Origin of the sequence: Streptomyces sp. YIM 121038 (assembly GCF_006088715.1) — a bacterium.
Taxonomy (GTDB): Bacteria; Actinomycetota; Actinomycetes; order Streptomycetales; family Streptomycetaceae; genus Streptomyces.
Genome location: NZ_CP030771.1, coordinates 8,087,807 through 8,113,923, shown reverse-complemented (window position 1 = coordinate 8,113,923; position 26,117 = coordinate 8,087,807). Strand labels below are relative to the sequence as shown.

The window sequence follows — 26,117 nt, the reverse complement described above, 5'->3', positions numbered from 1 at the left end:
TGGTCGCGCCGGTCGTACGGTTCACTTCGGGTCTTTCGGATGCTGCGGGCACGTCAGGTGAGGCCGAGTTCGTCGTCGAGCGCGTCGAAGAGTTCCTCGTCCGAGACCGCGTCCAGGTCCAGGTCGTCCTCGTCCGCGGGGCCTGCGGGCCTGGCCGTCTGGCTCTGGGGGGCGCTCCAGCGCGACAGGAGGGTCTGGAGCCGGATGGTGATCTTCGACTGGGCGATGCTGTCGGCTTCCATCGCGAGGAGGGCCGACTCCAGGCGGTCCAGCTCGTCGAGCACGGACAGGCCGCCCCCGTCCGCCGCGCCGCCGAGCGGCAGCGCGGTGGCGAGGTGGGCCGCCAGGGCGGCCGGGGTCGGGTAGTCGAAGATCAGCGTGGCGGGCAGCCGGAGGCCGGTGGCCCCGTTCACGGCGTTGCGCAGCTCGACGGCGGTGAGCGAGTCGAAGCCGAGCTCCCGGAAGGCGCGGTGGGCCTCCACGGCGGCCGCGGACTCGTAGCCGAGGACGGCCGCCACGTGGGTGCAGACCAGTTCGGTGAGCACCTTGTCGCGCCCGGCCGCGTCGAGCCCCGTGAGGCGGGCGATCAGGGGTGCCTGGCCCGCCGGTTCGGCCGTGGCCGCGCCGGCCGCGGCGCGCCGGGCCGGGGTGCGGACCAGGCCGCGCAGCAGCGCCGGTACGCCGTCGGCGTCCGTGTCCGCCGCGGCCCGCAGGGACGCCGGGTCCAGGCGGAGGGGCACGAGGGCGGCGGGCGCGTCGGCCGCGCCGACCGCCGCGTCCAGGAGGGCCAGGCCCTCCTGGGTGGACAGCGGGGCGACGCCGCCGCGGGTCATGCGCTGCAGGTCGGCGTCGGCGAGGCCGCCCGTCATCGCGCTGGCCTGGGCCCACATGCCCCAGGCCAGCGAGGTCGCGGGGAGGCCCTGGGCGCGGCGGGAGGCCGCGAGGGCGTCCAGGAAGCTGTTGGCCGCGGCGTAGTTCGCCTGGCCCGCGCCGCCGAGGACTCCGGCGGCGGAGGAGAACAGGACGAAGGCCGACAGGTCGCGTCCCGCGGTGAGTTCGTGCAGGTTGAGCGCCGCGTTCACCTTGGCGCGCAGCACGGTGTCGACGCGCTCCGGGGTGAGGGACGTGACGACGCCGTCGTCGAGGACGCCCGCCACGTGGACGACCGCCGTGAGGTCGGTGCCCTTGTCGTCCAGGAGCGCGGCCAGCGCGTCGCGGTCGGCCACGTCGCAGGCGGCGACCGTCACCGCGGCGTCGAACCCGGCGAGCTCGTCGAGGAGTTCGGCCGCCCCCGTGGCCTCCGCGCCGCGGCGCGAGACGAGGAGCAGGTCGCGCACACCGTGGTGCGCGGCCAGGTGCCGCACCACTTCGCGGCCCAGGCCGCCGAACGCGCCCGTGACGAGGACGGAACCCGCACCCCACGGTGCGTCGGCGCCGCCGGTGGCCGGGACGCGGGACAGTCGCGGCACGAAGACCGCGCCGTCGCGCACCGCGACCTCGGGCTCGCCGGACGCGAGCACGGCGGCGAGCACCGACTCGTCCACGCCGGGGACGGAACCCGAGCCGGAGCGGGAGCCGGAGCCGCTGCTGAGGCCTGCCCCGGTGTCGGTGTCGGTGTCCACGAGGACGAACCGGCCCGGGTGCTCGGAGCGGGCCGACCGCACCAGGCCCCACACCGCCGCGCCCACCGGATCCACCGCGCTGTCACCGGTGGCGACGGCACCGCACGTCACCACCACCAGCGGCAGCGCCGCGAACCGCTCGTCGGCCAGCCAGTCCTGCACCACGCCCAGCGCCTCGGCGAGGCGTGCCGACACGGCCTCCGGACTCGGCGCGCCCTCGGCTCCACCGGCCCGCCACACCACGGCGTCCGGCAGTTCCGCGCTCGCGGCCAGCTCCTCGTACGAGACCGGCGCGACACCCTCGGCGGCAGCCAGGGACTGCGGCCGCCACTCCACGTGGAACATCGAGTCGTCGGCCACACCGCCGCCGAGCCGGTCCACCGCGACCGGCCGGAAGACCAGCGAGTCGACCGTGGCGACCGGGTCGCCGAGCCCGTCGGCGACGGCGAGGGACACGCCGTCGCCGCCCGCGGGGGCGAGCCGGACGCGCAGCGTGGACGCCCCGGTCGCGTGCAGCGAGACACCGCTCCAGGCGAACGGCAGCCGCGCCCCCTCGCCGTCGGCCCCCGTGTCCCGGAGCACGCCGAGGCCGAGCACGTGCAGGGCCGCGTCGAGGAGGGCCGGGTGCAGCCGGAAGGCCTGCGCGCTGTCGGCCTGCTCCTGCGGGAGCGCGACCTCGGCGAACACCTCGTCGCCGCGCCGCCAGGCGGCCCGCAGCCCCTGGAACGCCTCCCCGTAGGAGAAGCCGAGTTCCGTCAAGTGCTGGTAGAGGCCCTCGACATCGACCTCGGCGGCGTCGCGCGGCGGCCACTCGGCGAGCCGGAACTCCGGCTGCCGCAGGTCGCCGTCGGCGAGCACACCGGTGGCGTGCGCGGTCCAGCCGCCGTCGGCCGCGTGGTCCTCGCGCTCCTCACGGGAGTGCAGGGCGACCGCGCGCCGCCCGTCGGCGTCCTCGGCGCCCACACTGACCTGGAGCTGTACGGCGCCACGCTCCGGCAGCACCAGCGGGGCCGCGAGCGTCAGCTCCTCAAGCACCCCGCAGCCGACCTCGTCACCGGCCCGCACGGCCAGCTCCACGAACGCCGTACCGGGCAGCAGCACCCGGCCCGCCACCGCGTGATCCGCCAGCCACGGATGCGTCGCCAGCGAAAGCCGCCCGGTGAAGAGGTGGCCGTCCGAGTCCGCCAGCGGCACCGCGGCGCCCAGGAGCGGGTGGCCCGCCGCGACGAGTCCTGTCGCGGACACGTCGCCGCCCGCGCCGGTGGCCGCGCTCGGCCAGTAGCGCCGACGCTGGAAGGCGTACGTGGGCAGCTCGACCCGGCCGCGCGCCTCCGCGCCCGCGTACAGCGGGGTCCAGTCGACCTCGACGCCGCGCACGTGCAGCTGGGCGAGGGCCGTCAGGAACGTGCCGGGCTCCGCGCGGTCCTTGCGGACGGCGGCGACCAGGCCCGCCTGGGCGGTGGGCTCGGTGAGCGTGTCGTGCGCCATCGCGGTGAGCACCGCGTCGGGGCCCAGCTCCAGGAGGGTCGCGACGCCCTGACCGGCCAGCGCCTTCAGCCCGTCGTGGAAGCGCACCGCCTCACGGACGTGCCGCACCCAGTACTCCGGGTCCTTCAGCTCGGCGGGCTCCGCCGGCTCACCGGTGAGGTTGGAGACCACCGGCAACGTCGGGTCCTGATACGTCAACTGCTGCGCCACGCGCCGGAAGTCGTCCAGGACGGGGTCCATCAGGGGCGAGTGGAAGGCGTGGCTGACCTTCAGCCACTTCACCTTCCGGCCCTGCTCACGCAGGGTCTGCTCCAGGCCTTCGAGGGCCGCGCGCTCGCCGGAGAGCACCAGCTGAGCGGGGCCGTTCACGGCGGCCACACCCACGCGGTCCGACAGAAGCGGCAGGACATCCGCTTCCGTGGCCTGCACCGCCAGCATCGCGCCGCCCTCCGGGAGGGCCTGCATCAACCGGCCCCGGGCCGCGACCAGTTGGGCGGCGTCCTCCAGAGACCACAACCCGGCCACATACGCGGCCGCCAGCTCACCGATGGAGTGACCGCCCACGATCTCCGGGCGTACGCCGAAGGACTCCGCGAGGCGGAAGAGCGCGACCTCAACGGCGAAGAGGGCGGGCTGCGCATAGCCGGTCTGCTCAAGCAGCTCGGCGTCCGCACCGAACATCACGCTCTGGAGCGAACGTTCTATCCACGGATCAACATGAGCACACACCTCGTCCAACGCGTCCGCGAACACCGGGAACGCCTCGTACAACTCACGGCCCATCCCGATGCGCTGACTGCCCTGGCCGGTGAAGAGCACACCGAGACGGCCCTCGGTGACCGAGCCGGACACCACGCCGGGGCCGCCGGACGCCAGTGCTTCGAGGCCGACGAGGAGTTCGTCGCTGTCGCGGCCCAGGACCACGGCCCGGTGTTCGAGCGCGGAGCGTCCCGAGAGCAGCGACCGGCCGACGGCCACCGGGTCCAGGCCGGTGTGCGTCACCACGTGCTCGCGCAGCCGGTCGGCCTGCGCCCGCAGGGCCTCCGCGCTGCGGCCGGACACCAGCCACGGCACCGCCGTCGTCACGGGCGAGGCGGGCTCGACCGGCTCCGCGGGCTCCGCCACCGGCGAGGCCTCCACGATGACGTGGGCGTTGGTGCCGCTCACGCCGAAGGACGAGACGCCCGCGCGGCGCGGCCCGCCGTCGTGGCGGTTGGACCACGCGCGCGACTCGGCGAGGAGTTCGACGGCGCCCGCCGCCCAGTCGACGTGCGTGCTCGGCCGGTCCACGTGCAGGGACTGCGGCAGGACCCCCTCGCGCATCGCCATGACCATCTTGATGACACCGGCGACACCGGCGGCGGACTGGGTGTGGCCGATGTTGGACTTGATGGAGCCCAGCCACAGCGGCTGGCCCGCGGGGCGGTCCTGGCCGTAGGTGGCGAGCAGCGCCTGCGCCTCGATCGGGTCGCCCAGGGTCGTGCCCGTGCCGTGGGCCTCGACGGCGTCGACCTCCGCGGCCGTGAGGCCCGCGTTGGCCAGGGCGGCGCGGATGACGCGCTGCTGGGACGGTCCGTTGGGGGCGGTGAGGCCGTTGCTGGCGCCGTCCTGGTTGATGGCGGAGCCCCGTAGGACGCCGAGAACGTCGTGGCCGTTGCGGCGGGCGTCGGAGAGGCGCTCCAGGAGCAGCAGGCCGACGCCCTCGCCCCAGCCCGTGCCGTCCGCCGCCTCGGCGAACGGCTTGCAGCGGCCGTCGCCCGCGAGACCGCGCTGGCGGCTGAACTCCAGGAAGGCGGCGGGGCTCACCATGACGGTGACGCCGCCCGCGAGGGCCATGTCGCACTCGCCCTGGCGCAGCGCCTGCGCCGCGAGGTGCAGCGCGACCAGCGAGGACGAGCAGGCCGTGTCGACCGTGACGGCCGGGCCTTCGAGCCCGAAGCTGTACGAGAGGCGGCCGGAGATGACGCTCGTCGCGTCACCCGTCATCAGGTAGCCCTCGACGCCCTCCGGGGCGTGGGCCAGGCCCGCCGACCAGCCCTGGGAGCAGGCGCCGACGAACACGCCGGTGCTGCTGCCGTGCAGGGCCGAGGGCGCGATGCCCGCCCGCTCGAACAACTCCCAGGAGGTCTCCAGGAGCAGCCGCTGCTGCGGGTCCATGGCGAGGGCCTCGCGCGGCGAGATGCCGAAGAGACCGGCGTCGAACTCGGACACGTCGTAGAGGAAGCCGCCCTGCGCGGCGAAGCTCGTGTCGTCGGAGCCGCTCTGCTCCGGCTGGAAGAGCCCGTCGGCGCCCCAGCCGCGGTCGGTGGGGAAGACGGAGATCGCGTCGGTGCCCTCGGCGACGAGGCGCCACAGGGCCTCGGGGCTGGTGGCACCGCCCGGGTAGCGGCAGCTCATGGAGACGATGGCGATGGGGTCGTCGTCGACGTCCGCCACGCGCCGGGCCACGACCGGGGCGGTCTCGGGCTCCCCGACGAGCTGCGTACGCAGGTAGCCCGCGAGGACAGCCGACGTCGGGTAGTCGAAGACGAGGGTCGTGGGCAGCTTCAGACCGGTGGCCGTCGCGATGCGGTTGCGGACCTCGACGGCGGTCAGGGAGTCGAAGCCCAGCTCGCGGAAGGCCCGGCCGGGTTCGACGGCTTCCGGGCCCGCGTAGCCGAGCACGGCCGCGGCGTGGCCGCGTACGAGGTCGAGGAGCTGGCGCTCCTGCTCGCGCTCGGCGAGGCCCGCGAGCCGCTCGGCCCACTCCGAGCCCGCGCCCTTGGCGCCGGCCGGAGCGGCCGTCTCGGGCTCGGCGAGCGCGCGGCGTACCTCCGGCAGGTCCCCGATGAAGGGGCTGGGCCGCACCGACGTGAAGGCGGGCGCGAACCGCTCCCAGTCCACGTCCGCGACGGCCAGGAACGTCTCGCCGTGCGCCACGGCCTGGGCCAGCGCCGCCACCGCGCGCTCCGGCGCCATCGCCGTCACGCCCCGGCGCCGCAGGTGCTCCTCGGCCTGCTCCTCGGCGGCCATGCCGCTGCCGCCCCAGGCGCCCCAGGCGACGGAGGTCGCGGGCAGGCCGCGGGCCCGGCGGGATGCGGCGAGCGCGTCGAGGTAGGCGTTGGCGGCCGCGTAGGCGCCCTGGCCGCCGCCGCCCCACACGCCGGAGTTCGACGAGAAGAGCACGAACGCGTCGAGACCCTCGGAGTCGAGGAGTTCGTCGAGGTGCGCGGCACCCGCCGTCTTCGCACCGAACACCTCGGCGATGTCGGCGGCGGACATGTCCGCGAGGGGGTACGAGGGGCTCACACCGGCGGCGTGGAAGACGGAGCGGACGGTGTGTCCCTCGGCGGCCAGGTCGTCGAGGAGGCGCACGACGGCCTCCCGGTCGGCCACATCGCAAGCCGCGACGGTGACCTCGGCACCCAACTCCTCCAGCTCCGCCTGGAGTTCGACCGCGCCCGGAGCATCAAGGCCGCGGCGGCTGGTGAGCACCAGGTGCTCGACACCCTCACGCGCCAGCCAGCGCGCCACGTGCCCGCCGATCGCCCCCGTACCACCGGTGATCAGCGCGGTGCCGCGCGGCGCCCACTCCACCGCCGGGCCGTCGAGCGGCGCGTGCGCGAAGCGGCGTACGAACACGCCCGTGTCCCGCACCGCGAGCTGGTCCTCGTCGCCGAGCCCCGTGAGGATCGACGCGAACCGGGAGGCGCCGCGCGCGTCGTACGACGGCGGCAGGTCGATGAGACCGCCCCAGCGGTCCGGGTGTTCCAGGGCCACGACCCGGCCGAGGCCCCACAGCTGCGCCTGCACCGGGCTCTCCACGCGGTCGCTGCGGCCGGTCGACACCGCACCCCGGGTCACTGCCCAGAGCCGCGCCGCGATCCCGGCGTCACCGAGAGCCTGCACCAGAGCCACCGTCCCCGCCAGACCGGCAGGCACGCCCGCGTGCTCCGCGTGCACCGACTCCTCGAAGCCGAGCAGCGACACCACACCGGCGAACTCCGCGCCAGCGACCTCCCGCAGCCGGACGGCCAGCGCCTCACGCGTCAACTCCTGCGCTGCCACGCGCAGTTCCTCGACCTCCGCACCGGCCTGCGCCAGCGCCTCGACGACGCCGGGCGTCCAGGTGTCCTCCCCCGCGCTCTCCGGTACGACGACCAGCCAGCGGCCCGGGAGCGCGGGCACGGGCAGGCCGCCCGCCTGCGGCTTCCAGGTCACGGCGTAGCGCCATCCGTCGATCGTCGACCGCTCGCGCCGCTGCCGCCGCCAGGACGCGAGGCCCGGAAGGACCGCGCTCAGCGACGACTCGTCGACGTCCACGAGCGTGGACGTCAGCTGCGCCAGGTCCTCGCGCTCCACGGCCTCCCAGAACCGCGCCTCGACCTCGTCCACGGCCAGCGCGGCGTCACCGTCCGCGTCCTGGTCCGGGGCGAGCATCCAGTAGTGGTCGCGCTGGAAGGGGTAGGTGGGCAGGTCGACGGTCGTACGCGTGCCGGGGAAGAGGGACTTCCAGTCCAGCTCGGCGCCGTGGACGTGGGCTTCGGCGAGGGAGGCGGCGAGGCGGTCGGCGCCCCCGTCGTCACGCCGGAGGGAGCCCAGGGTGGCGGCCTGGCTGTCAGTGGCGTCGATGGTGGCCTGCACCGGGACCGTCAGGACCGGGTGCGGGCTCATCTCCAGGAACAGGCCGTGGCCCTCGGCCAGAAGGCCTCGCGTGGCGTGCTCGAACAGGACCGTCTGACGCAGGTTGCGGTACCAGTAGCCGCCGTCCATCGGCGTCGCGTCCAGCCACGAACCGGTCAGCGTCGAGTACACCGGGACCTCGGCGGCCTGCGGGCTCACACCCTCAAGCGCCTCCAGGATCTGCGCCTCGATCTGCTCCACGTACGAGGAGTGCGAGGCGTAGTCCACCGGGATCGTACGAGCGCGGATGTCCTGCCCGACGCACTGCGCGACCAGCTCCTCCAGGGCCTCCGGCTCACCGGAGACCACCACCTGAGCCGGGCCGTTGACGGCCGCGACCTCGATCCGGCCCGCCCAACCCGCGATCACCTCACGAACCTCGGACTCGGGCAGCGGCACCGACACCATGCCGCCCTTACCCGACAGCTCACGAATCGCCAGGCTCCGCAGGGCCACCACACGAGCCGCATCCCGCAAGGACAGAGCTCCCGCCACACACGCGGCCGCGATCTCACCCTGGCTGTGGCCCACCACGGCGGCGGGCTTCACCCCAGCCGCCTGCCACACCGCAGCCAGCGACACCATCACCGCGAACAACACCGGCTGAACGACATCCACCCGGTCGAACCGGTCGCCGCCCAGCTCCTCCAGCAGATCCCAGTCCACGAACTCAGCGAGCGCGTCCGCACACTCCCGCATCCGCTCCGCGAACACCGGCGACTCATCAAGGAGTTCGCGCGCCATCCCGGCCCACTGCGAACCCTGACCCGGGAAGACGAACACCGGACGGACCATGCCGCCGAGGGCGCGGCCCGTGAGGGCGTCGCCGTCGGCAAGGCGCTCAAGCCCGGCCAGGAGGTCGTCCCGGTCGCGGCCGAGAACCACGCCCCGGTGCTCGAAGCGGGAGCGGGCCACCGCCAGGGACCAGGCCGCGGCGGCCGGTTCGATGCCGGTGTCGGCGAGGAGGTGGGCGTGCAGCCGGGCCGCCTGGGCGCGCAGGGCCTCCGGGGTGCGGCCCGAGAGGGCCAGCGGGATCACGCCGGGCACCACCGAGGGCGCGGCGTCCTGGCCGTCATCGGCGGTCCCGGGCTCCTCGGGCTCCCGTACCTGCTCCACGATGACGTGGGCGTTGGTGCCGCTCACGCCGAAGGACGAGACACCCGCGCGGCGCGGCCCGCCGCCGTCCCGCTCGGCCCACGCGCGGGCCTCGGTCAGCAGCTCGACGGTCCCCGCCGACCAGTCCACCTGCGGGGTCGGCTCATTGACGTGCAGGGTCTGCGGCAGGACGCCCTCGCGCATCGCCATGACCATCTTGATGACACCGGCGACACCGGCCGCGGCCTGGGTGTGGCCGATGTTGGACTTCAGCGAGCCCAGCCACAGGGGGCGGTCCGCCGAGTGTTCCTTGCCGTACGTCGCGATGACGGCCTGGGCCTCGATGGGGTCGCCGAGGGTGGTGCCGGTGCCGTGGGCCTCCACGGCGTCGACGTCGCCCGGCTTCAGGCCCGCGCTGGCCAGGGCGTCGCGGATGACGCGCTGCTGCGAGGGGCCGTTGGGGGCGGTCAGGCCGCTGCTCGCGCCGTCCTGGTTCACGGCGGAACCCTTGACCACCGCGAGGACCTTGTGGCCGTTGCGGCGCGCGTCCGAGAGCCGCTCCAGGAGGAGCAGGCCCGCGCCCTCGCCCCAGCCGGTGCCGTCCGCCGAGGCGGCGAAGGACTTGCAGCGGCCGTCGGTCGACAGGCCGCGCTGGCGGCTGAAGTCGATGAAGGTGCCCGCCGTGGGCATCACGGTCACGCCGCCCGCGAGGGCGAGGGTGCACTCGCCCTGGCGCAGCGCCTGCGCGGCCAGGTGCAGGGCGACCAGGGAGGACGAGCAGGCCGTGTCGACGGTGACCGCCGGGCCTTCGAGGCCGAGGGTGTAGGCGACGCGGCCGGAGACGACGGAGCCCGCGTTGCCGGTGCCGATGTAGCCCTCGACGCCTTCCGGCAGGGCGTGCAGTCGGGTCGCGTAGTCGTAGTACATGACGCCCGCGAAGACGCCGGTGCGGCTGCGGCGCAGCGAGACCGGGTCGATGCCGGCGCGCTCGATGGCCTCCCAGGCGGTCTCCAGGAGGAGCCGCTGCTGCGGGTCCATCGCCAGGGCCTCGCGCGGGGAGACGCCGAAGAACGAGGCGTCGAACTGGGGGGCGTCGTAGAGGAAGCCGCCCTCCGCGGTGTAGCTGGTGCCCTGCTTGTCGGGGTCCGGGTCGAACAGGTCGTCCGTGTCCCAGCCGCGGTCGGTGGGGAACGCGGAGATCGCGTCGGTGCCGTCGGCGACGAGCCGCCACAGGTCCTCGGGCGTGTTCACGCCGCCGGGGTAGCGGCAGCTCATGCCGACGATCGCGATGGGCTCCTGGCGGGCGTCCTCCAGTTCCCGCACCCGGCGGCGGGCGTCGCGCAGGTCGGCCGTCGCCCGCTTCAGGTAGTCGAGGTACTTCTCCTCGTTCGCCATTTACAGCGCCTCCTCGAAGCGGTCGGGCCGGTCTGTGTCCGAGCCGGTGTCTGAGCTGGTGTTCGGGCTTGTCTCTGCGGGGGTGTGGAGCTCGTTGTCGAGCAGGTCGAAGAGTTCGTCGGCGGTCGCGCCTTCGATGTCGTCGAGCTCCTGCCGCTGCTCCGTGACCGGGGCGGCGGTGTCGCGTGTGGTGTCCCAGGCGGTGAGCAGCGACCGGAGGCGGCCCGCGACGCGGTCGCGTTCGGTGCCGTCGGTGTCGCCGCCGACGGCCTTGAGGACGCTCTCCAGGCGGTCGAGCTCCGTGTCCAGGTCGCCGGGGGCGACCGGGGCGGCGTCGGTGGTGCCTGCGGTCGTGGGCAGTTCCTCCGACAGGTGCTCGGCCAGCGCGGCCGGGTTCGGGTAGTCGAAGATCAGCGTGCTGGGCAGCCGCAGCTCGGTCTCGGCGTTGAGGCGGTTGCGCAGCTCCACGGCCGTCAGGGAGTCGAAGCCGAGCTCCAGGAAGCCCCGGCTCAGCTCGACGGCGTTCGGCGACGCGTAGCCGAGCACTCCCGCCACGTGCGTACGGACGAGGTCGAGCAGGATCCGGTCGCGCTCGGCGCCGGAGCGGCCCGCCAGGCGTGCCGCCAGGGAGTCCGTACGGTCGGCGGGCGCGGCCGCGGCGTCCGTGTCGGCGCCGCGGGCGCGGCGGACGGCGGGCCGGACCAGGCCCCGGAAGAGCGCGGCCAGCGTCTCCTGCGGCTGGGTGCGCAGGGCGGCGGTGTCGATGCGGATCGGGACGAGCGCCGGGTGCTCGCTCGCCGGGGCGAGGTCGAGCAGGGCCAGGGCCTCGTCCGTGTCGAGCGCGAGGACTCCGCCGCGCGCCATGCGCTGCAGGTCGGCGTCGGCCAGGTTGCCCGTCATGGCACTGTCCTGGGCCCACAGGCCCCAGGCCAGGGCGGTCGCCGGGAGCCCTTGGGCCCGGCGGGTGGCCGCGAGGGCGTCGAGGAAGCTGTTGGCCGCCGCGTAGTTGGCCTGCCCGGGCCCGCCGAAGACGCCGGACGCCGAGGAGAACAGGACGAACGCCGACAGGTCGAGGCCCGCGGTCAGCTCGTGCAGGTTCAGGGCCGCGTCCGTCTTCGGCCGCAGCACCGACCGCACGCGCTCCGGGGTGAGGGACGTGACCACGCCGTCGTCCAGGACGCCCGCCACGTGGACGACCGCCGAGAGGTCCGCGCCGTGCTCGTCGAGGAGCGCGGCGAGGGCGTCCCGGTCGGCCGTGTCGCACGCGGCGACCGTCACCTGGGTGCCGAGTGCCTGGAGTTCGTCGCGCAGAGCGGCGGCTCCGGTGGCCTCCAGGCCGCGCCGCGAGACGAGCAGCAGCTCGCGGACGCCGTGGCGCTCGGCCAGGTGCCGTGCCACGACGCGTCCCAGGCCGCCGAACGCGCCCGTCACCAGGACGGAGCCCTGGCCCCACGGGACGCCGTCGGTGGCCGGGGGCGCGACCCGGGAGAGCCTGGGGACCCAGAGCGAGCCGCCCCGGACGGCCACTTCCGGTTCGCCCGACGCCAGGACGGAGCCGAGCACGGCCGCATCGACTCCCCCGTCGGTGTCGGTGTCGATGTCGGTGTCCACGAGGACGAAGCGGCCCGGGTGCTCCGAGCGGGCCGAGCGCACCAGGCCCCACACGGCGGCGCCCACCGGATCCGGCACCGTCGCGTCGGCCGCCACCGCGCCGCGCGTCACGACGACGAGGGGCGAGGACGCCGACCGTTCGTCGGCCAGCCAGCCCTGTACGACACCCAGCGCCTCGGCGAGGCGCGCCGACACGGTCTCGGGCCGCAGCTCGCCATCGGAGGCACCGGGGGCACCGGCCTGCCACACCACGGCCGCCGACTCCTCACCACCGGCGTCCGGCTCCTCGTACGAGATGAGGGCCACCGGCTCGGCCGCCGTCAGGGCCTGCGGCTTCCACTCGACGTGGAAGACGGAGTCCGCGTGCGGGTTCTGGCCGCTCATCCGCTCGATGAGGTCCTTCGACATGGGCCGGAAGACCAGCGCGTCGACCGAGGCGACCGGCGTGCCCGTGGCGTCCGCGACGTCCAGGGAGACGCCGTCCGTGCCGTTCGGCGCGAGCCGGACGCGGACCGCGGCGGCACCCGTGGCGTGCACGGTGACCCCGGTCCAGGTGAAGGGCAGTCCACCGGTGGCCGGTTCGGTGCCGGGCTCCGTGGGCGCCGCCGCACCGGCGGCCCGGGCGTGCAGGGCGGCGTCGAGGATCGCCGGGTGCAGCCCGAAGGAACCGGCCTGCGTGTGCTCGTCCTCCTCCAGCACGACCTCGGCGAACACCTCGTCGCCGCGCTTCCAGGCGGCACGCAGCCCCTGGAACACCGGCCCGTAGTCGTAGCCCGCCGTGGACAGTCCCTCGTAGAGCCCGTCGACCGTGAGCGGCTCGGCGTCGCGCGGCGGCCAGGACGTCAGGTCGTCGGACGCGGCGGGCGCGTCCGTGGCGGACTCGGTCAGGGTGCCGGTGGCGTTCTTGGTCCAGGCGTCGGCCGACAGGCCTTCGGCGCCGTCGCCCGGCTCCGGGCGCGAGTGCAGGCTGAGGGCCCTGCGCCCGGTGCTGTCGGGGGCCTCGACGCGCAGCTGCACCTGGATGCTGCCGCGCTCGGGCAGCACCAGCGGTGCGCCGAGCGTCAGCTCGTCGAGCACGCCGTGGCCGATCTGGCCGCCCGCGTACGTGGCCAGCTCCACGAAGGCCGTGCCCGGCAGCAGGACGCGTCCGGCCACCGCGTGGTCGGCCAGCCACGGCTGGGCTGCCAGGGACAGGCGACCGGTGAAGAGGTAGCCGTCCGAGTCCGCCAGCGGCATCCCTGCGCCGAGAAGCGGGTGCCCCGCCGACACGAGCCCGGCGGACTCGACGTCGGCCGCGCCCGCGCTCTGCCGGAGCCAGTAGCTCTGGTGCTGGAAGGCGTAGGTGGGCAGCTCGACGCGGCGCCGGGACTCGGCCGGGGCGTACAGCGGGTTCCAGTCCACGCCGATGCCGCGTACGTGCAGCTGCGCGAGGGCGGCCAGGAAGGTGTCGGTCTCGGGGCGGTCCTTGCGGACGGCGGCGACCAGGCCCGCCTGCGCGGCGGGTTCGGTGAGCGTGTCATGAGCCATCGCGGTCAGGACCGCGTCCGGGCCTAGCTCCAGGAGGGTCGTGACACCCTGACCGGCCAGCGCCTTAACACCGTCGTGGAAGCGGACCGCCTCGCGGATGTGGCGGACCCAGTACTCGGGGTCCTTCAGCTCGGCGGGCTCCGCCAGTTCACCGGTGAGGTTGGAGACGACCGGGAGGGCCGGGTCCTGGTACGTCAGCTTGGCCGCGACCTTGCGGAAGTCGTCCAGGGCCGGGGCCATGAGGGGCGAGTGGAAGGCGTGGCTGACCTTCAGCCACTTCACCTTCCGGCCCTCACCGCGCAGGGTCTGCTCCAGGGCTTCGAGCACCGTGCGCTCGCCGGAGAGCACCAGCTGAGCGGGGCCGTTCACGGCCGCCACACCCACACGGTCCGACAGGAGCGGCAGCACGTCCGCTTCTGTGGCCTGCACGGCCAGCATGGCACCACCCTCGGGCAGGCCCTGCATCAACCGGCCCCGCGCAGCGACCAGTTGAGCCGCATCCTCCAGAGACCACAACCCCGCCACATACGCGGCCGCCAGCTCACCAATCGAGTGACCGCCCACAATCTCCGGGCGTACGCCGAAGGACTCCGCCAGACGGAAGAGCGCGACCTCAACGGCGAACAGCGCGGGCTGCGCATAGCCGGTCTGCTCAAGCAGCTCGGCGTCCGCACCGAACATCACGCTCTGGAGCGAACGTTCTATCCACGGATCAATATGAGCACACACCTCGTCCAACGCGTCCGCGAACACCGGGAACGTCTCGTACAGCTCGCGGCCCATCCCGATGCGCTGACTGCCCTGGCCGGTGAAGACCACGCCGAGGCGGCCCTCGGTGACCGAGCCGGACACCACTCCCGGGCCGCCGGAGACGAGCGAGTCGAGGCCGGTCAGGAACTCGTCCCGCTCCCGGCCGAAGAGCACCGCCCGGTGCTCGTGCACGGCACGCCCCGACAGAAGCGACCAGCCCACGTCGACCGGGTCGAGCTCCTCGCGGTCGGCCACGTGCGCGCGCAGCCGCTCGGCCTGCGCACGCAGCACGTCGGCGCTGCGCGCCGACACCAGCCACGGCACAGCCGTCACCGGCGCGACCGGCTCCACGACCTCAGCGGGCTCCTCGACCGGCGCCTGCTCCACGATCACGTGCGCGTTGGTGCCGCTCACACCGAAGGACGACACACCCGCGCGACGCGGCGCGTCCTCGCGCCCGGCCCACTCCCGGGCCTCCGTGAGGAGTTCGACGGCCCCTTCCGACCAGTCCACGTGCGTGCTCGGCCGGTCGACGTGGAGCGTCTGCGGCAGGACGCCCGCCCGCATGGCGAGCACCATCTTGATGACACCGGCGACACCGGCGGCGGACTGCGTGTGGCCGATGTTGGACTTCACCGAGCCGAGCCACAGCGGCCGCTCGGCCGGGCGCTCCTGGCCGTACGTGGCGAGGAGAGCCTGCGCCTCGATCGGGTCGCCAAGCGTGGTGCCCGTGCCGTGGGCCTCGACCGCGTCGACATCGGCGGTCGTGAGGCCCGCGTTGGCCAGGGCGGCGCGGATGACGCGCTGCTGGGACGGGCCGTTGGGCGCGGTCAGGCCGTTGGAGGCGCCGTCCTGGTTGACGGCGGAGCCGCGGAGGACCGCGAGGACCTGGTGGCCCTTGCGGCGGGCGTCGGACAGGCGCTCCAGGAGGAGCAGGCCGACGCCCTCGCCCCAGCCGGTGCCGTCCGCCGCCTCCGCGAACGCCTTGCAGCGGCCGTCGGCGGCCAGGCCGCGCTGACGGCTGAACTCGATGAAGGCACCGGGGTTGGACATGACGGTCACGCCACCGGCGAGCGCGAGGTCACACTCGCCCTGCCGCAGGGCCTGGGCCGCCAGGTGCATGGCGACCAGCGACGACGAGCAGGCCGTGTCGACCGTGACGGCCGGGCCTTCGAGCCCGAACGCGTACGAAAGGCGGCCGGAGACGACGCTCGTGGCGCCGCCCGCCAGCAGATAGCCCTCGACGCCCTCGGGGGTCTCGCGCAGACCGGAGCCGTAGCCCTGCGAGGAGGCGCCGACGAACACGCCCGCCTGGCTGCCGTGCAGGGCCGCCGGGTCGATGCCCGCCCGCTCGAACAGCTCCCAGGAGGTCTCCAGGAGCAGCCGCTGCTGCGGGTCCATGGCGAGGGCCTCGCGCGGCGAGATGCCGAAGAAGACGGGGTCGAACTGGTCGGCGTCGTAGAGGAATCCGCCCTGCCGGGCGTAGCTGGTGCCGCGGTTCGCGGGGTCGGCGTCGTAGAGGGCTTCGAGGTCCCAGCCGCGGCCGCCGGGGAAGTCGGACATCGCGTCCGCGCCCTCGGCGAGCAGGTGCCACAGGGCCTCGGGGCTGGTGACCCCGCCCGGGTAGCGGCAGCTCATGGACACGATGGCGATCGGGTCGTCGTCGACGTCCGCCACGCGCCCGGCCGCGACCGGGGCGGCGGTCTCGGACTCCCCGACGAGCTGCGTACGCAGGTAGCCCGCGAGGACAGCCGACGTCGGGTAGTCGAAGACGAGGGTCGTGGGCAGCTTCAGACCGGTGGCCGTCGCGATGCGGTTGCGGACCTCGACCGCCGTCAGGGAGTCGAAGCCCAGCTCTCGGAAGGCGCGCGTCGGCTCGACCGCCTCGGCGCCCGCGTAGCCGAGCACGGCGGCCGCCTGCCCGCGTACCAGGTCGAGGAGTTGCCGTTCCTGCTCCGCCGCCGCGAGACCGGCGAGGCGTTCGGCCCACTCGGAGCCCGGGGCGCCCTGCTTGGCCGCGCCGGACCGGGTGTCGTCGGGGTCGGCGAGCGCGCGGCGCACCTCCGGCAGGTCGCCGATGAGGGCACTGGGCCGCACCGACGTGAACGAGGGCGCGAACCGCTCCCAGTCCACGTCCGCGACGGCCACGAACGTCTCGTCGTGCGCGACGGCCCCGGCGAGTGCGGCGATCGCCCGCTCCGGCGCCATCGCCGCGAGGCCGCGGCGGCGCAGGTGCTCCGTGCCCTCGTCCCCGGCCATGCCGCCGCCGGCCCACAGGCCCCAGGCGACGGAGGTCGCGGGCAGGCCGCGGGCCCGGCGGGATTCGGCGAGCGCGTCGAGGTAGGCGTTGGCGGCCGCGTAGGCACCCTGACCACCGCCGCCCCACACGCCGGAGTTCGACGAGAAGAGCACGAACGCGTCGAGACCCTCGGAGTCGAGGAGTTCGTCGAGGTGCGCGGCACCCGCCGTCTTCGCACCGAACACCTCGGCGATGTCGGCGGCGGACATGCCGTCCAGCGGCTGCGTCTGACCGACACCCGCCGTGTGGAAGACGGACCGCAGGGTGTGTCCGTCGGCAGCCAGTTGGTCGAGGAGGCGCACGACGGCCTCCCGGTCGGCCACATCGCAAGCCGCGACGGTGACCTCGGCACCCAACTCCTCAAGCTCCGCCTGGAGTTCGACCGCACCCGGAGCATCAAGGCCGCGGCGGCTGGTGAGCACCAGGTGCTCGACACCCTCACGCGCCAGCCAGCGCGCCACGTGCCCGCCGATCGCCCCCGTACCGCCGGTGATCAGCGCGGTGCCGCGCGGCGCCCACGGCCCGGCCTGCCCGGCGGTCTCGGACCGCACGAGGCGGCGCACGGCGACGCCGGAGCCGCGCACGGCGAGCTGGTCCTCGTCCTCGATCCCCGCGAGGGCGGCGGTGAAGCGCGCGCCCGCCCGGGTGTCGTAGGCCTCCGGCAGGTCGATGAGACCGCCCCAGCGGTCCGGGTGTTCCAGGGCCGCGACCCGGCCGAGGCCCCACAGCTGCGCCTGCACCGGGCTCTCGACGCGGTCACTGCGGCCGGTCGACACCGCACCCCGGGTCACTGCCCAGAGCCGCGCCGCGATCCCGGCGTCACCGAGGGCCTGCACCAGGGCCACCGTCCCCGCCAGACCGGCAGGCACGCCCGCGTGCTCCGCGTGCACCGACTCCTCGAAGCCGAGCAGCGACACCACACCGGCGAACTCCGCACCGGCGAACTCCCGCAGCCGGACGGCCAGCGCCTCACGCGTCAACTCCGCTGCCGTGAGCCGCAGTTCCACCGCGCGGGCGCCGGAGCGCGCCAGGGCGTCGCTGACGCCCGCCGTCCACGGGTGGTCCCCCGCGCTCTCCGGCAGGACGAGCAGCCACTGCCCGGACAGGGCGGACGACGACAGGGAGCTGGTCGCCAGCGGCTTCCAGGTCACGGCGTAGCGCCAGGCGTCGATCTCGGACCGCTCGCGGCGCTGCCGCCGCCAGGAGGAGAGCAGCGGGAGGACGGCGCCGAGTTCGGCGGCGGAGCCGTCCGCCACCTCCAGCTCGGCGGCGAGCTGCTGAAGGTCCTCGCGCTCGACGGCTTCCCAGAACCGGGACTCCACCTCGTCCACGGCGAGCGGTCCGGCGTCGTCCGCGTCCGCGAACTCGGGCCAGTAGTGCTGCCGCTGGAAGGCGTAGGTGGGCAGGTCGGCGACGATGCGGGCGCCGGGGAAGAGGGCCTTCCAGTCCAGCTCGGCACCGTGGACGTGGGCTTCGGCGAGGGAGGCCATGAGGCGGGCCTCGCCGCCCTCGTCGCGCCGGAGGGAGCCGAGGGTGGCGGCCTGGCTGTCGGTCGCGTCGATCGTGGCCTGCACCGGGACGGTGAGCACCGGGTGGGGGCTCATCTCCAGGAACAGACCGTGGCCCTCAGCGAGAAGACCACGCGTAGCGTGCTCGAACAGGACCGTCTGACGCAGGTTCCGGTACCAGTAGCCGCCGTCCATGGGAACGTCCAGCCAGGCGCCGGTCAGCGTGGAGAACAGCGGGACCTGAGCCTCCTGCGGGCTCACACCCTCAAGCGCCTCCAGGATCTGCGCCTCGATCTCCTCCACGTACGCGGAGTGCGAGGCGTAGTCCACCGGGATCGTACGGGCGCGGACGTCGCGGGCCACGCACTGCGCGACCAGCTCCTCCAGGGCCTCCGGCTCACCGGAAACCACCACCTGAGCCGGGCCGTTGACGGCCGCGACCTCGATCCGTCCCGCCCAACCCGCGATCAGCTCACGCACCTCGGACTCGGGCAGCGGCACCGACACCATGCCGCCCTTACCCGACAGCTCACGAATCGCCAGGCTCCGCAGGGCCACCACACGAGCGGCGTCCCGCAGGGACAGGGCTCCCGCGACGCACGCGGCCGCGATCTCGCCCTGGCTGTGACCGACGACAGCGGCGGGCTTCACCCCGGCCGCCTGCCACACCGCAGCCAGCGACACCATCACCGCGAACAACACCGGCTGAACGACATCCACCCGGTCGAACCGGTCGCCGCTCAACTCCTCCAGCAGATCCCAGTCCACGAACTCCGACAGCGCGTCGGCGCACTCGCGCATCCGCTCCGCGAACACCGGCGACTCGTCGAGGAGTTCGCGGGCCATCCCGGCCCACTGCGAACCCTGACCGGGGAACACGAACACCGGACGGACCGTCCCGCCCAGTACGCGGCCCGTGACCACACCCTGAGCGGCGCCCTCGCCCTCGGCAAGGCGCTCAAGTCCGGCCAGGAGATCGTCCCGGTCGCGGCCGAGGACGACGCCCCGGTGCTCGAACCGCGAACGGGCCGTGGCGAGCGTCCAGGCCAGGTCGCCGAGGACCGGCCCGGTGTCCGCGAGGAGGTGGGCACGCAGCTGGGCCGCCTGGGCCCGCAGCGCCTCGGGCGTCTTCGCGGAGAGGGCGAGGGGCACCATGCCCGGGACGACGGGCGTCCCGGAGGCCTCCTCGGCCGCCGGCTCCTCGACCGGCGGCGCCTGCTCCACGATGACGTGGGCGTTGGTACCGCTGACACCGAAGGAGGAGACGCCAGCGCGGCGCGGCCCGCCGCCGTCCCGCTCGGCCCACTCGCGGGCCTCGGTGAGGAGCTCGACGGCGCCCTCGGACCAGTCCACCTGCGGGGTCGGCTCGTCCACGTGCAGGGTCTGCGGGAGCACTCCGTTCCGCATCGCCATGACCATCTTGATGACACCGGCGACACCGGCGGCGGCCTGGGTGTGGCCGATGTTCGACTTCAGGGAGCCCAGCCACAGCGGGCGCTCGGCCGCACGCTCCTTGCCGTACGTCGCGATGAGGGCCTGCGCCTCGATGGGGTCGCCGAGGGTGGTGCCGGTGCCGTGGGCCTCGACGGCGTCGACGTCCTCCGTGGAGAGCCCGGCGCTGGCGAGGGCGGCGCGGATCACGCGCTGCTGCGAGGGCCCGTTCGGGGCGGTGAGGCCGTTGCTGGCGCCGTCCTGGTTGACGGCGGAGCCCCGGACGACCGCCAGGACCCGGTGGCCCTTGCGGCGGGCGTCGGAGAGCCGCTCCAGGAGGAGCAGGCCGACGCCCTCGCCCCAGCCGGTGCCGTCGGCGGCGGCCGCGAAGGACTTGCAGCGGCCGTCGGCGGCGAGCCCGCGCTGGCGGCTGAACTCGATGAACGTACCGGGGGTCGACATGACGGCGACGCCGCCCGCGAGGGCCATGTCGCACTCGCCCTGCCGCAGCGCCTGCGCCGCCAGGTGCAGGGCCACGAGCGAGGAGGAGCACGCGGTGTCGACGGTGACCGCGGGGCCTTCGAGGCCGAAGGTGTACGAGATGCGGCCGGAGGCGACGCTCGCGGCGCTGCCGTTGCCGACGTAGCCCTCCAGGTCGTCGAGGCCGCCGGGGGCGCTCAGGAGGTGGGTGGCGTAGTCGTTGTACATGACGCCGACGAACACGCCGGTCGCGCTGCCGCGCGCCGTCGCCGGGTCGATGCCCGCGCGCTCGAAGGCCTCCCAGGTGGTCTCCAGGAGGAGCCTCTGCTGGGGGTCGATGGACAGGCCCTCGCGCGGCGAGATGCCGAAGAAGGCCGGGTCGAAGTCGGCGGCGTCGTAGAGGAAGCCGCCCTCGCGCGTGTAGAAGGAACCGGCGCTGTCCGGGTCGGGGTCGTAGAGCGCGTCGACGTCCCAGCCGCGGTCGCCGGGCAGGTCGCCGATGGCGTCGACGCCGTCGGCGGCCAGGCGCCAGAGGTCCTCGGGGGTGGTGACGCCGCCCGGGTAGCGGCAGCTCATGGAGACGATCACGATGGGGTCGTCGTCATCGGGGGCGGCGCCCGCCGTCGTCCGGGCCGTGCCCCGCGGCAGGGTCGCCGCGTCCGTGCCCAGGAGCTCTTCGAGGACGTGCCGGGCGAGGACGGTGGCGGCCGGGTAGTCGAAGGCGAGCGTCGCGGGCAGGCGCAGGCCCGTCGCGGCGGTGAGGCGGTTGCGCAGTTCGACGGCGGTGAGCGAGTCGAAGCCGACCTCGCGGAAGGCGCGGTCGGGCGCGATGGCGTCGGCGGACGGGTAGCCGAGGACGGCGGCGGCGTGGCCGCGCACCAGCGTGAGGACCTCCTCCTCGCGGTCCGCTTCCGGCAGGGCCGCGACGTGCTGGGCGAGGGCGGAGCCCTCCTGCTGCCCGGCGGCGGCCGCGGTGCGCCGCTGGGGCGCGCGGACCAGGGTGCGCAGGAGCGGCGGCACGCCGTCGGACGCGGCGCGGGCGCGCAGGCCCGCGAGGTCCAGGCGGACCGGCACGGTCAGCGGGTGGCCCGCGGCGTGGGCGGCGTCGAAGAGGGCGAGGCCCTCGGCGCTGGTGAGGGGAGCCGCTCCGGCGCGCGTCCTGCGGTCCAGTTCACCCGCGCCCAGGTGGGCCGTCATCTCGCTGGCCTGGGCCCACAGGCCCCAGGCGAGGGATGTCGCGGGCAGGCCCTGGGCCCTGCGGTGGTGGGCCAGGGCGTCGAGGAAGGCGTTGGCGGCCGCGTAGTTGGCCTGGCCGGGGGTGCCGAAGACACCGGCGGCCGAGGAGAACAGGACGAAGGCGGAGAGGTTCAGGCCCGCCGTCAGCTCGTGCAGGTGCAGCGCCGCGTCGGCCTTCGGCCGCAGGACGGTGTCCAGGCGCTCGGGCGTCAGGGCGGTGACCACGCCGTCGTCCAGGGCACCGGCCACGTGCACGACCGCGGAGAGCCCGGCGCCGGTCTCGTCCAGGAGGGCGGCGAGCGCGGCCCGGTCGGCCGTGTCGCAGGCGGCGAGCCGCACGCGGGCGCCCGACTCCGTCAGCTCCGCGCGGAGTTCGGCGGCGCCGGGCGCGGCCTCGCCCCGGCGCGAGACGAGGAGCAGGTCCCGTACGCCGTGCCGGGTCACGAGGTGGCGGGCCACCAGGCCGCCCAGGGTGCCCGTACCGCCGGTGATCAGGACGGTGCCGTCACCCCACGAGCCGTCACCGGTCCCGCTGTCCCCGGTGGTCTCCGGGAGCGGTACGCGGGTCAGGCGCGGGGCGCGCAGCGCGCCCTCGCGGAGGGCGAGTTCGGGCTCGTCGGCGGCGAGCGCGGCGGCCACCAGGGCGTCGTCGGTCCCGGCCGGGTCGAGGTCGAGCAGGGCGAAGCGGTCCGGGTGCTCGGACTGCGCCGAGCGCAGCAGGCCCCAGACGGCGGCGGCCACGGGGTCCGGCGCGTCGGCGCCGGCCGCGACGGCGCCGCGCGTCACCACGGCGAGGCGGGACGCCTCGAACCGCTCGTCACCGAGCCAGCCCTGCACGGCGTCGAGCGCGCGCTCCACCAGGGGCCGTACGGCGTCGAGTTCGACCGTGCCGCGGGTCCCGTCGGCGGCCGGGGTCACCGGGAACAGCGGCAGCAGCACCGTCGCGGGCAGGTCGGCGCCCTCGTCGAGCGCGGCGGTGAGGGCGTCCAGGTCGGCGTACGTCCGCCGCGCGGAGAGCGGCGCGCCGGAGGCGTCGTCGCCCAGGAGCGCCACGGAGGCGAGCTGCTCGTCCGTCGTCGCCGGGGCGTCGACGGGCGTCCACTCCACCTGGAAGAGCGCGTCGAGGCGGGGCCCGCCGGTCAGCTGCTCCTCGGACAGGGCGCGCAGCGCGAGGGACCCGACGGAGACCACGGGCTGACCGGTGGCGTCGGCGGCGAGGACGGCCACGGTGTCGGTGCCCGCCGACGTCACGCGCACCCGCAGGGTGGTCGCGCCGGTGGCGTGCAGGGTGACGTCCGACCAGACGAAGGGCAGGTGCGCGCGGTCGGTGCGCTCGATGAAGTCACCGAGGCCGATCGCGTGCAGCGCGGCGTCGAAGAGCGCCGGGTGCAGCCCGAAGGCCTCCGTGTCGACGTGCGCCTCCTGCGGGAGTTCGATCTCCGCGTAGACGTCGTCGCCCCGGCGCCAGGCGGCGCGCAGGCCCTGGAAGAGCGGTCCGTAGCCGTGGCCGTTGGCCGTGAGGCGCTCGTACAGGTCGGACACGTCGAGGCGCTCGGCCCGCGCGGGCGGCCACGCGGACAGCTCTCCGGCCTCCGCGGACGGCTCCGCGGGGGCGGCGGGCAGCAGGCTGCCCGTGAAGTGCCGCGTCCAGGGGGTGTCGTCGGTGTCGTCCTGCGGGCGTGCGAACAGGCTCAGCTCGCGCCGCCCGGAGCCGTCGGGGCCGCCGACGGAGATCTGGAGCTGGACGGCGCCCTGCTCCGGAACGACGAGGGGGGCTTCCAGGGTGAGCTCTTCCAGGTGGCCGCAGCCGACCTCGTCGCCCGCGCGCAGGGCGAGTTCGACGTAGGCCGTGCCGGGCAGCAGGATCGCGCCGTCCACCGCGTGGTCCACGAGCCAGGGGTGGGTCTGTGTCGAGAGCCGCCCCGTGAAGAGGTGCCCCTCCGCGCCCGCGAGCGACACGGCGGCCCCGAGCAGCGGGTGCCCGGCGGCGCGCAGCCCCGCGAACACCACGTCACCGGCGCCCGCCGGGGCCGCCTTCGGCCAGTAGCGCTCGCGTTGGAAGGCGTAGGTGGGCAGCTCGACGGTCGCGCGCGTGCCGGGGAAGAGGGCCTTCCAGTCCAGCTCGGCACCGTACGTGTGGGCTTCGGCGAGGGAGGCGGCGAGGCGGTCGGCGCCCCCGTCGTCACGCCGGAGGGAGCCCAGGGTCGCGGCCTGGCTGTCAGTGGCGTCGATGGTGGCCTGCACCGGGACGGTCAGGACCGGGTGCGGGCTCATCTCCAGGAACAGACCGTGGCCCTCGGCGAGCAGGCCTCGGGTGGCGTGCTCGAAGAGAACGGTCTGACGCAGGTTGCGGTACCAGTAGCCGCCGTCCATGGGGACGTCCAGCCAGGCGCCGGTCAGCGTGGAGAACAGCGGGACCTGAGCCTCCTGCGGGCTCACGCCCTCAAGGGCCTCCAGGATCTGCGCCTCGATCTGCTCCACGTACGAGGAGTGCGAGGCGTAGTCCACCGGGATCGTACGGGCGCGGATGTCCTGCCCGACGCAGTGAGCGACCAGCTCTTCCAGGGCCTCCGGCTCGCCGGAGACGACGACCTGAGCCGGGCCGTTGACGGCCGCGACCTCGATCCGTCCCGCCCAACCCGCGATCAGCTCACGCACCTCGGACTCGGGCAGCGGCACCGACACCATGCCGCCCTTACCCGACAGCTCACGAATCGCCAGGCTCCGCAGGGCCACCACACGAGCGGCGTCCCGCAGGGACAGGGCTCCCGCGACGCACGCGGCCGCGATCTCGCCCTGGCTGTGACCGACGACAGCGGCGGGCTTCACCCCGGCCGCCTGCCACACCGCAGCCAGCGACACCATCACCGCGAACAACACCGGCTGAACGACATCCACCCGGTCGAACCGGTCGCCGCTCAACTCCTCCAGGAGATCCCAGTCCACGAACTCCGCCAGCGCGTCGGCGCATTCACGCATCCGCTCCGCGAAGACAGGGCTGGACTCCAGCAGTTCCACGGCCATCCCGGCCCACTGCGAACCCTGACCCGGGAACACGAACACCGCACGACCCGCGCCACTCACCGCACGGCCCGTGACCACACCACCCGCCGTGGCATCGCCCTCGGCGAGCCGCTCAAGCCCGGCGAGGAGGTCGTCCCGGTCGCGGCCGAGGACGACGCCCCGGTGCTCGAACCGCGAACGGGCCACGGCGAGCGTCCAGGCCAGGTCGTCGGTGCCGGACTCGGGGTGGGACTGGAGGTGGGCGCGCAGACGGCCCGCCTGGGCGTGGAGCGCCTCGGGGGTCTTCGCGGAGAGGGCGAGGGGCACCACGCCCGGGACGACGGGCGTCCCGGAGGCCTCCTCGGGGACGGGCGTCGCGGAGGCCTCCTCGGCCGTCGGCTCCTCGACCGGCGGCGCCTGCTCCACGATGACGTGGGCGTTGGTGCCGCTGACGCCGAAGGAGGAGATGCCCGCGCGGCGCGGGCCGCCGTCCCCGCGCTCGGCCCACTCCCGGGCCTCGGTGAGGAGTTCGACGGCGCCCGCCGTCCAGTTCACCTCGGGCGAGGGCTCGTCCACATGCAGGGTCTGCGGCAGGACGCCGTGGCGCATGGCCAGGACCATCTTCATGAGGCCCGCGACACCGGCGGCGGCCTGGGTGTGGCCGATGTTGGACTTGATGGACCCCAGCCACAGGGGCTGTCCGCCCTCGGGCCGCTCCTGGCCGTACGTGGCGAGCAGCGCCTGCGCCTCGATCGGGTCGCCCAGCGTGGTGCCCGTGCCGTGCGCCTCGACCGCGTCCACGTCGGCCGCCGTGAGGCGGGCGTTGGCGAGGGCCTGCATGATGACGCGCTGCTGGGACGGGCCGTTGGGGGCGGTGAGGCCGTTGCTGGCGCCATCCTGGTTGATGGCAGAGCCGCGGACGACCGCGAGGACGGGGCGGCCCGCGCGGCGCGCGTCGGAGAGACGCTCGACGAGGAGCATGCCGACGCCCTCGCCCCAGCCGGTGCCGTCGGCGGCGGCCGCGAACGCCTTGCAGCGGCCGTCCGCGGCCAGGCCCTGCTGGCGGCTGAACTCGGTGAACACGCCGGGCGTGGAGATGACGGTGACGCCCGCCACGAGGGCCATGCCGCACTCGCCCTGGCGCAGCGCCTGCACGGCGAGGTGCAGGGCGACCAGGGACGAGGAGCAGGCCGTGTCGACGGTGAGGGCGGGGCCTTCGAGGCCGAGGGTGTAGGCGATGCGGCCGGACTCGACGGCGGCCGCGTTGCCGGTGCTCACATAGCCCTCGACGTCCTCCTCGGCTTCGAAGAGGAGCGGGGCGTAGTCCTGGCCGTTGGTGCCGACGAACACGCCGGTGCGGCTGCCGCGGACCGTCGCGGGGTCGATGCCCGCGCGCTCGAACGCCTCCCACGCGGTCTCCAGGAGGAGCCGCTGCTGCGGGTCCATCGCCAGGGCCTCGCGCGGGGATATCCCGAAGAATGCCGCGTCGAATTCCGCGACCCGGTCCAGGAATCCACCGTGGGCCGTGGAGCTGGTGCCCTGCTTTCCTGCGGCATCCGGGTCGTAGAGCGACTCCAGGTCCCAGTTGCGGTCGGTGGGCAGCCCCGAAATGGCGTCGCGCCCCTCGGCGAGCAGTCGCCACAGATCTTCCGGGCCGCCCACACCGCCGGGGAAGCGGCAGCTCATCGCGGTTATCGCGATGGGCTCCTGCGCAGCGGCCTCGACGTCCTTCAGACGTTGCTGCGTCTGATGCAGGTCCGCCGAAACCCACTTGAGATAGTCGCGCAGCGTCTCTTCATTCGCCATCAAATGTCACCTGTTCAGGACGTGTGCCGCACCTGCTGGCATACAACGGACCTGTCCGCAGCCGTTTTCTCGATGACGCTATGAGGGCGCTATAAGACCAACAACCCCTACCCTCCCCCTACCCGCCCCTACCGGATTTCCGCGAAATGCGGCCGGAGGGCGGGTGCGATAAAGGGGGCGGATAGGGGCTGTCAGTTCAATTAA

At 74.6% G+C, this 26,117-nt stretch carries 2 protein-coding genes; both read right to left on the bottom strand.

Features of this window, described 5'->3' with window-relative positions:
- Positions 1-53 precede the first annotated feature (53 nt).
- Complete coding sequence (locus C9F11_RS34315) at positions 54-10,262, bottom strand: type I polyketide synthase (protein ID WP_138963069.1); 10,209 nt, start codon at positions 10,260-10,262, stop codon at positions 54-56.
- Complete coding sequence (locus tag C9F11_RS48940; RefSeq protein ID WP_138963067.1) at positions 10,263-25,913, bottom strand: type I polyketide synthase; 15,651 nt, start codon at positions 25,911-25,913, stop codon at positions 10,263-10,265.
- Positions 25,914-26,117 lie beyond the last annotated feature (204 nt).